This window comes from Flavobacterium sp. (genome assembly GCF_023151265.1).
In the GTDB taxonomy this organism is placed as follows: domain Bacteria; phylum Bacteroidota; class Bacteroidia; order Flavobacteriales; family Flavobacteriaceae; genus Flavobacterium.
In genome coordinates, this window is sequence record NZ_JAKLJH010000128.1 from 1 (window position 1) to 7,535 (window position 7,535).

A 7,535-nucleotide genomic window follows, 5' to 3' on the forward strand; every position below is an offset into this window, starting at 1 on the left:
TAGCAAACGAGTTTCCTCTTTTGAACCATCATCGGCAATAATTACTTCATTAGGTAAAACTGTTTGTTTAGTAATGCTTAAAAGTAATAATTCAAGCGCTTCGGGCCAATTATATGTTGGTGTAACTAAGGAACATTTTGGTAATTCTTTCATATTCGTTTGCTAAAATCATGTAAAAATATTCAATAAATTGGAATTATAACCAACAATAGCTACTTTTGAATAAAAAAAACATGCTAGCGCAGTATCATCCCAACTTCTTAAAATATAAAACTCAAATCGAAAATTACATTACCCATTTTACATCATCTGGTAAAGATTTTGTTATTGGAAAACGTAATGCAATTAAACTTTTTGAATTGGGAAATGATGTGATTAGCATAAAATCGTTCAAGAAACCTAACATCATTAACAAAATTGCTTATCGCTATTTTAGAAAATCAAAAGCACGTCGCTCGTTTGAATTTGCTTCAAAATTGATGGAAATGCAAATTGGAACACCACAACCCGTTGCTTTTTTCGAAAATTATGATTTTATCGGATTAAAAGAAAGTTATTACGCTTGCGAACATTTAGAAAATGTATTTGAATTCAGAGAAATTGTACAAAATGAAGCTTTTGAAAACAGAGATTTTATCATCCGAAAGTTTACTCAATTTACCTTTGAAATGCACGAAAAAGGCATTGAATTCTTAGATCATTCACCAGGAAATACCTTAATTCGTAAAAATAATGACGGAAGTTATTTGTTTTTTCTAGTGGATTTGAACCGAATGCAATTTCATGAAACTCTCGATTTCAAAACCCGAATGAAGAATTTATCGAAAATCACACACAAGAAAGACATGATTGCGGTGATGAGTAATGAATACGCAAAACTTTCAAACGGTGACGAAACTACTATTTTTGAAACCATGTGGGGTTTAACGGCCGATTTCCAATATCGCTTTCACCGAAAAAAAAGAATCAAAAAGAAATTAAAGTTCTGGAAAAAGTAGTATTTTTCACTTTTAATTCGTTAGATGAAATTATCGGTAATTATCACCACTTACAATTCGGAAGAATGGCTTCAAAAAGTGCTTGTTGGATACAGCGTCCAAACCGAGCAAGATTTTGAGGTTGTTATTGCTGATGATGGTTCTACCGAAAAAACAAAAGCCGTAATTGCATCTTTTCAAAACCAATTTAAGTTTCCAATTGTTCATATTTGGCAAGAAGATAATGGTTTTCAGAAATGTAAAATCTTGAATAAAGCTATTCTCAAAACCAATTCTGATTACTTGCTTTTTACCGATGGCGATTGTATTCCACGAAAAGATTTTGTTGCCCAACATTTAAAACACCAAGAAGAAGGCTATTTTCTTTCAGGAGGCTATTTTAAATTACCAATGGAAGCTTCACATAAAATTTCATTAGAAAATATCCAAAAGCAAGATTGTTTTTCCATTTCTTGGTTGATAAAAAATGGTGTTTCTAAGACTTTTAAATTATCTAAACTGACCAAAATTTCATTTTTTGCGTCATTTATGAATTGGTTAACACCAACAAAACGAACTTTTAATGGTCACAACACGTCTTGTTTTAAGAAAGATTTAGTTGCCGTAAATGGATTCAATGAAGAAATGCAATACGGTGGTTTGGATAGAGAAGTTGGCGAACGTCTGTTCAACTTCGGGATTTTATCGAAGCAAATTCGTTATAGTGCCGTTTGTTTACATTTAGACCACAAAAGAGGTTACGCTACTCCCGAAACTTGGGAGAAAAACAATACTATTCGCAATTTCAATAAAAAACACAATGTGACTTTTATTGAAAATGGTTTGTCAAAATATATCAGCGAATAATCTCAAAAAAATCTTTCAATTTCTCTTTAATCAAAGCAATCGGATATTCTTCAAAATATTTAAAGGTGTTTTCTTTGATGTACTTTTCGTCAAATTCAGCATAAATTTCGGGTTTCAAATCCTTTAAATGAATCGAAATGTTTTTCTCATCTTCAAAAATTTGCCAAGTTTCTTTATCTACACTTGGTGAAAACAAGGAAAATGTTGGAACAAACAACGCTTTTGCCATGTTCACACTTCCGCCTTCGTTTCCAATCAAAGCATCACATTGCGACAATAATCCTAAAAACGAACGCAAATCATCGGCATACAAATCAAAATAAATGCGTTGTTGCGTTTCGGGTTGACACAAATCGAAGATTTTTTGAGCGTCTTCTTTTTGTTTTGGAATGTAGTTGAAAAGCAAATTTGCATCAGTTGTTTGAACCGTGAAATCTAACAATTCTGCCATTTTTTCAAACGGATATGTTTTGTACCATTCGCTACCTAAAATCCCAATCATAAAAGTGGGTTTGTCGGTTTTTAATGGAAATTTCGCTAACATTTCCTTTGCCTGATTAATCTCTGAATCCGTTAAAAAAACTTTGGGTTTATAATCGGTAATTTCTTCTTTAATCAGTGGTTCTAATAATCGTAAACGATTAATAATTGCTAATCCAATATCCGATTTCGTACCGTTTTTAAGTCGTTCAATATTGTAATTGTAGAATATATTGGAATATCCTTTCTTGTATGAAATTTTATATTTAGCACCAGAAAAAAGTGTGATTAAATTGGTTTCCAGCTTACTATAAGCGTCAATCACCGCATCATATTTGGTACTTCTGATTTTAAAAATAAATTGAAAAAGTGAAAGGTAGTTTTTTCGCACTTTTTCTTCCAAAACTATAATATTATCAATGTTTGGATTGTTTTTTAGGACATCAACACAATTGGCATAGCACATATAATCCACTTGTGCATTTGGATATTTTTGCTTCAAATTATTAGATAATATGGTAGAAGTTAATACATCTCCAATTCGCTTTTGTTGTATGACTAAAATTTTCATTTTGATAAATTATTTGGCTAAAATACACTGATTTTGAAACTTTGCCAACAAAATAAATTGATTACTTTTGTGAAAACTCAATTTTTATGGCAATTAGCGGTTTAGTCATTACTTATAATGAAGAAAAAAATATTGGAAAATGCATCGATGCTTTGTTTGAAGTGTGCGATGAAGTTATCGTTGTTGATTCGTTAAGTGTTGATAATACAGTAAAAATTGCCGAAGAAAAAGGAGCTAAAGTAATTTCTCAAAAATTTCTTGGTGATGGACCACAACGCACACACGGATTGCCTTTTTGCAAAAACGATTGGATTTTAAATTTAGATGCTGACGAGTTTTTAGATAAAGATGCCAAAGAATTTATCTTAAAAGAAAAGTATTTAGAAGGAAATTATGATGCTTTTTCGTTTCGAGTTAAAAACTTTTTAGCCGATGAATTAATTGATTTTTCAGGTTGGTATCCCGATCATAAAGTGCGTTTTTTCAATAAGAAAACCGCAAAACCATCAGAAGCTAAAGTGCATCAAAAAATTGAAACTACTAACGAGAATAAAGTAGCCGTTCACATTTTACATTACGGCTGGGAATCTTTTGAGCAAATTATAGCTAAGAAAAACCAGTATTCCACTTGGCATGCACAACAACTTTTTGATCAAGGAAAAAGAGTAGGATCAATGAAACCTGTAATCAATGGTTTAACCGCTTTTATCAGATGTTATTTCTTTAAAAAAGGAATTTTCAACGGAATTGACGGCATCACAATTGCTTTAATTCAAGGGTTTTTCTCGCACATGAAATACGCCAAATTACTGAAATTACAACGTCAAGAAAAATTATTGAAGCGTTAATTTATTTCCAATCATTCGCTCATTAAACGATTGAATATACGCTTTTATAAACGTTTCCATTTCGGTTGTTTTTGCTTTTTCGGTTTTGATTAAATTGGTTTTTAGCAATTCATCTTTCTTGAAATTATACAATCCTAACGATTTTTTTCCGTCGAAAGCCAAGTAATAATCGCCCGAAACATAATGGTAAATATTGTCTAAATAATACACCACAAAATCTTTTTCAGATTGATATGATTTTCCGTAGGTAATCATTTTACTATCGATATTCAAATAATCAATTATCGAAGGCATAATGTCAATTTGTTGTAAATTCTTCTGATTTTTTCCAACGATAGAAGGATTTGAAGGATCAAAAAACAGAATTGGCACTCTAAATTTACCTACATTAGTTTTAAACTTTTTCTCGGTTGGTTCAGATGAAGTGTGGTCTGAAGTTATTACGAATAGTGTGTTTTTATACCAATCTTCCTTACAAGCCGTTTCAAAAAAACGTTTCAAAGCATTGTCAGCATACGCAATACTTTCATGAATTTTAGTAGTTCCTTTTGGAAATTTTCCTTTGTATTTTTCTGGAATTATGTATGGATTATGCGATGAAATGGTAAAAATCGTACTGAAAAAAGGTTGTTTGAATTCGGTCATCTTCCCAGAAAAATATTGCATAAATTCTTCGTCAAAAATTCCCCATCTTCCATCAAAAGCTTCTGGACCAACATATTCATTTTTACCAAAATAATCATCAAAACCAGCCACTTTACAATATTGGTCAAAATTTTGACTTCCGTTGAAAGCACCATGAAAAAATGCTGTTTGATAACCGTTTGCTTTTAAAATTTTTGGTAACCCATACACTTCGTTAATCGAATAACTTGATGTAATCAACGAATTATTCATCAAACTCGGAATACTCGAAAGCGTTGAAGGAACAGCATCAATAGAAAGTTTTCCATTAGCAAAACCGTTTTCAAAGAACAACGATTTTTCAATCAAACTATCTAAAAAGGGTGTTTGTCCGCGCTGAATATTTTCTCTTCCAAAACTTTCTAAAATGATAATTACTACATTTTTTTTGTTCGAATTTTCAGTGGATGAAATTTCAGTTATTGGATTGAAAATTTGGTTTAATTCATTTTCTGAAAAGTATTTTGGAGATTCTAAAGTTTCTTTTTTACCAATAGTTTTAATAATGCAAAACGGTGTATTCAGCACAATTGCCGATTGATTTATCGAACCATAATTTACTGCATCTACAATACGTAACGGTTTTTTCTGAAATCCACCACGACCTAATAAGAATACAAATCCCATTAAAAGCAAAAACATTCCAGATTGTTTCGCAATTTGTGACCAGTTTGAACTTTGTTCGCTTGCTGGCTTTAAATTCGGAATTACTTTCCAAAATACTATTCCTAAAATTAATGCAAGAATTGGTAAATACCAAAATTCTATTAAAAATGAAAAGATTAATCCACCAATTTCGTTTTCCATTCCGCTTGCGGTAATCATACCAAAAGTACTTCTTCTTCCCGTGAATTTGTAGTATTCGAAATCTACAAAATTGGTTAAGATGAAGATAAAATTCACAATAAAGAAACCAATTTTCAAATACTTTTGATAGTTAGGTTTGTATTTAAAATTTCCTGGAATAAAATGCAAAAGTGCAAAAACTAAATTGATGTAGGCAATTGCCGATAAATCAAAATGAATACCGCCTAAAAAACCTTTAGCAGAAATGTTTTCAAAGGCATTTTTATTGAAAAAGTAAAACAACAAACGACAAATTTGGTAAATAAAAAGAACCACAAAAAAACGCTTGAAAAATAGTTTTACACTGCTAAAATAGTTTGACATAGAAAGGTATTTTTCAGCAAATTTAACTATTCATATAAAATTTACAATTTATTTACTTGTAATTTACTTTTTGATGAAAATAAAAATTCCAATTCACAACAGTTTTGTCATGAATTGGAATTCAACTTTGTACTTTAAACTTCGTATTTTGTACTTTGAATTATACCGCTACGTTATATTCTCTCAAAGCATCATTCAATGAAGTCTTCAAATCGGTTGAAGGTTTTCTTTGACCAATGATAATTGCACAAGGTACTTGATAATCTCCAGCAGGGAATTTCTTCGTATAACTTCCAGGAATTACAACTGAACGTGCTGGAACAACTCCTTTATATTCGATAGGCTCATCACCTGTAACATCAATAATTTTTGTAGAACCAGTCAAACATACATTCGCACCTAAAACCGCTTCTTTTCCTACGTGAACACCTTCAACCACAATACATCTTGAACCGATGAAAGCGCCATCTTCAATAATTACTGGAGCCGCTTGTAGTGGTTCTAAAACACCACCAATTCCAACACCACCCGAAAGATGCACGTGTTTTCCAATTTGTGCACAACTTCCTACGGTTGCCCAAGTATCCACCATGGTGCCTTCATCTACATAAGCACCAATGTTTACATAACTTGGCATCAAAATTACACCCGAAGAAATATAAGCACCATATCTTGCCACTGCATTTGGAACTACACGAATTCCTTTTTCTGCATAATTGCGTTTTAATTCCATTTTATCGTGGTATTCAAAAATGCCTGCTTCCCAAGTTTCCATTTTTTGAATAGGGAAGTACATCACTACTGCTTTTTTAACCCATTCGTTCACTTGCCAACCGTTTTCAACTGGTTCAGCTACACGAAGTTTTCCGCTATCTAATAATTCGATAACTTCTCTAATCGCTTTTTGCGTAGTTTCTTCTTGTAATAAAGCACGATTTTCCCATGCTTGTTCTATCGTAGATTGTAAATTGGTCATGATTGTAAAAATTTGTAGTGCAAATATAACATTTTATGAATTTTGGAATTCTTTTTGATATAAGAAATAAGTCGTAAATTTACATTAATCACAAAAAAACAAACAACATGAAAAAAAGTCTTCTAATTTTAGGAATAATAGCTATTGGTTTTACTTCTTGTAAAAAGGATATTGAAAAAGAAACAGAAGGAACACCAATTGATTCTACAGTAGTTCAAGTTGATGAACATAACGCTAAAAATAGTTTAGATTATCAAGGAAACTATAGAGGTAATCTTCCGTGTGCCGATTGCGAATCTATCGAAACTACGATTTCATTAACTGAAGATTCGTATATTAAGGAAACCGTTTACAAAGGGAAATCGAGTAAAGTGTTTAAAGAAACTGGTAAATTCACATGGAATGATGCAGGAAATACGATTACGCTTTCGGGTTCAGCTGCTCCAAATCAATATTTTGTGGGTGAAAATGCATTATTTCATTTAGATGTTGATGGAAAACGCATTGAAGGTGATTTAGCTTCAAAATACCAATTATCAAGAATTGAAATTTCTGAACCAATTGCACTAGTTCAAAAAGAAGAAACAAAAACCAAAGAAGTTCCTAAAGTTGAATTGAAAAATTCCAAATGGCGTTTGGTGAAATTATACGGAAAAACTATCGAAAAGAATAAAGATAGCAAAAGAGATTACGGAATTACTTTTAATCCTGATGGACGATTTTCAGCTTTTGCAGGTTGTAATAATATGATGGGAAGCTATAAGTTAAAAGAAGAGGTTAGTCGTATTGAATTCTCAAAAGTAGCTTCCACTATGATGGCTTGTGAAGATATGGTAACCGAACAAGAACTAGCTAAAGTTTTAGAAATGGCTGATAATTATAATTTTGATGGTAAAACTTTAAAATTAAACAAAGCCAGAATGGCAACTTTAGCAGAATTTGAAATTATTAAGTAAATCTGA

General features: G+C 31.6%; 8 protein-coding genes. 4 read left to right on the forward strand and 4 right to left on the reverse strand.

The genetic code is table 11. The features are described from left to right. Positions 1–153 (reverse strand): glycosyltransferase (locus L6Q46_RS11155; protein WP_291284375.1); only part of this gene is annotated, 153 nt, incomplete at its 3' end. Positions 154–218: 65 nt separating this feature from the next. On the opposite strand from L6Q46_RS11155, the gene L6Q46_RS11160 reads away from it, so the two are divergent. Together L6Q46_RS11160 and L6Q46_RS11165 are read left to right on the forward strand one after the other, a co-directional pair. Continuing rightward, positions 219–998: a lipopolysaccharide kinase InaA family protein gene (locus L6Q46_RS11160; protein ID WP_291284368.1), complete on the forward strand. Its 780-nt coding sequence runs from the start codon at positions 219–221 to the stop codon at positions 996–998. 24 nt (positions 999–1,022) lie between these two features. Next, entirely contained in the window at positions 1,023–1,844 is an 822-nt protein-coding gene (locus L6Q46_RS11165) for a glycosyltransferase family 2 protein (RefSeq protein WP_291284369.1), read from the forward strand. Here L6Q46_RS11165 and L6Q46_RS11170 read toward each other — a convergent pair. After that, the gene (locus L6Q46_RS11170; RefSeq protein WP_291284370.1) at positions 1,834–2,895 is read right to left on the reverse strand and encodes a glycosyltransferase family 9 protein; all 1,062 of its coding nucleotides are present in this window, start codon (positions 2,893–2,895) and stop codon (positions 1,834–1,836) included. The two genes, L6Q46_RS11165 and L6Q46_RS11170, sit on opposite strands and share 11 nt — an antisense overlap. Before the next feature lie 86 nt (positions 2,896–2,981). Here L6Q46_RS11170 and L6Q46_RS11175 point away from each other — a divergent pair, with 86 nt between their 5' ends. After that, positions 2,982–3,743, forward strand: a complete 762-nt coding sequence (locus L6Q46_RS11175) for a glycosyltransferase family 2 protein (protein WP_291284371.1) — start codon at positions 2,982–2,984, stop codon at positions 3,741–3,743. Here L6Q46_RS11175 and L6Q46_RS11180 read toward each other — a convergent pair. Together L6Q46_RS11180 and L6Q46_RS11185 are read right to left on the reverse strand one after the other, a co-directional pair. Continuing rightward, positions 3,729–5,597: an alkaline phosphatase family protein gene (locus tag L6Q46_RS11180; RefSeq protein ID WP_291284372.1), complete on the reverse strand. Its 1,869-nt coding sequence runs from the start codon at positions 5,595–5,597 to the stop codon at positions 3,729–3,731. The genes L6Q46_RS11175 and L6Q46_RS11180 overlap by 15 nt on opposite strands. Before the next feature lie 160 nt (positions 5,598–5,757). After that, positions 5,758–6,573 (reverse strand): 2,3,4,5-tetrahydropyridine-2,6-dicarboxylate N-succinyltransferase, encoded by an 816-nt coding sequence (locus L6Q46_RS11185; RefSeq protein ID WP_291284373.1) that lies wholly within the window; start codon positions 6,571–6,573, stop codon positions 5,758–5,760. 107 nt (positions 6,574–6,680) lie between these two features. On the opposite strand from L6Q46_RS11185, the gene L6Q46_RS11190 reads away from it, so the two are divergent. After that, positions 6,681–7,529, forward strand: a complete 849-nt coding sequence (locus L6Q46_RS11190; protein ID WP_291284374.1) for an META domain-containing protein — start codon at positions 6,681–6,683, stop codon at positions 7,527–7,529. The last annotated feature ends 6 nt before the right edge of the window (positions 7,530–7,535 follow it).

Bases quoted from the DNA above. Each gene is read 5' to 3' on its own strand.
- L6Q46_RS11190 (WP_291284374.1), top strand. From the start codon at position 6,681: ATGAAAAAAAGTCTTCTAATTTTAGGAATAATAGCTATTGGTTTTACT.
- L6Q46_RS11170 (WP_291284370.1), bottom strand. From the start codon at position 2,895: ATGAAAATTTTAGTCATACAACAAAAGCGAATTGGAGATGTATTAACT.
- L6Q46_RS11180 (WP_291284372.1), bottom strand. From the start codon at position 5,597: ATGTCAAACTATTTTAGCAGTGTAAAACTATTTTTCAAGCGTTTTTTT.
- L6Q46_RS11185 (WP_291284373.1), bottom strand. From the start codon at position 6,573: ATGACCAATTTACAATCTACGATAGAACAAGCATGGGAAAATCGTGCT.
- L6Q46_RS11175 (WP_291284371.1), top strand. From the start codon at position 2,982: ATGGCAATTAGCGGTTTAGTCATTACTTATAATGAAGAAAAAAATATT.
- L6Q46_RS11165 (WP_291284369.1), top strand. From the start codon at position 1,023: ATGAAATTATCGGTAATTATCACCACTTACAATTCGGAAGAATGGCTT.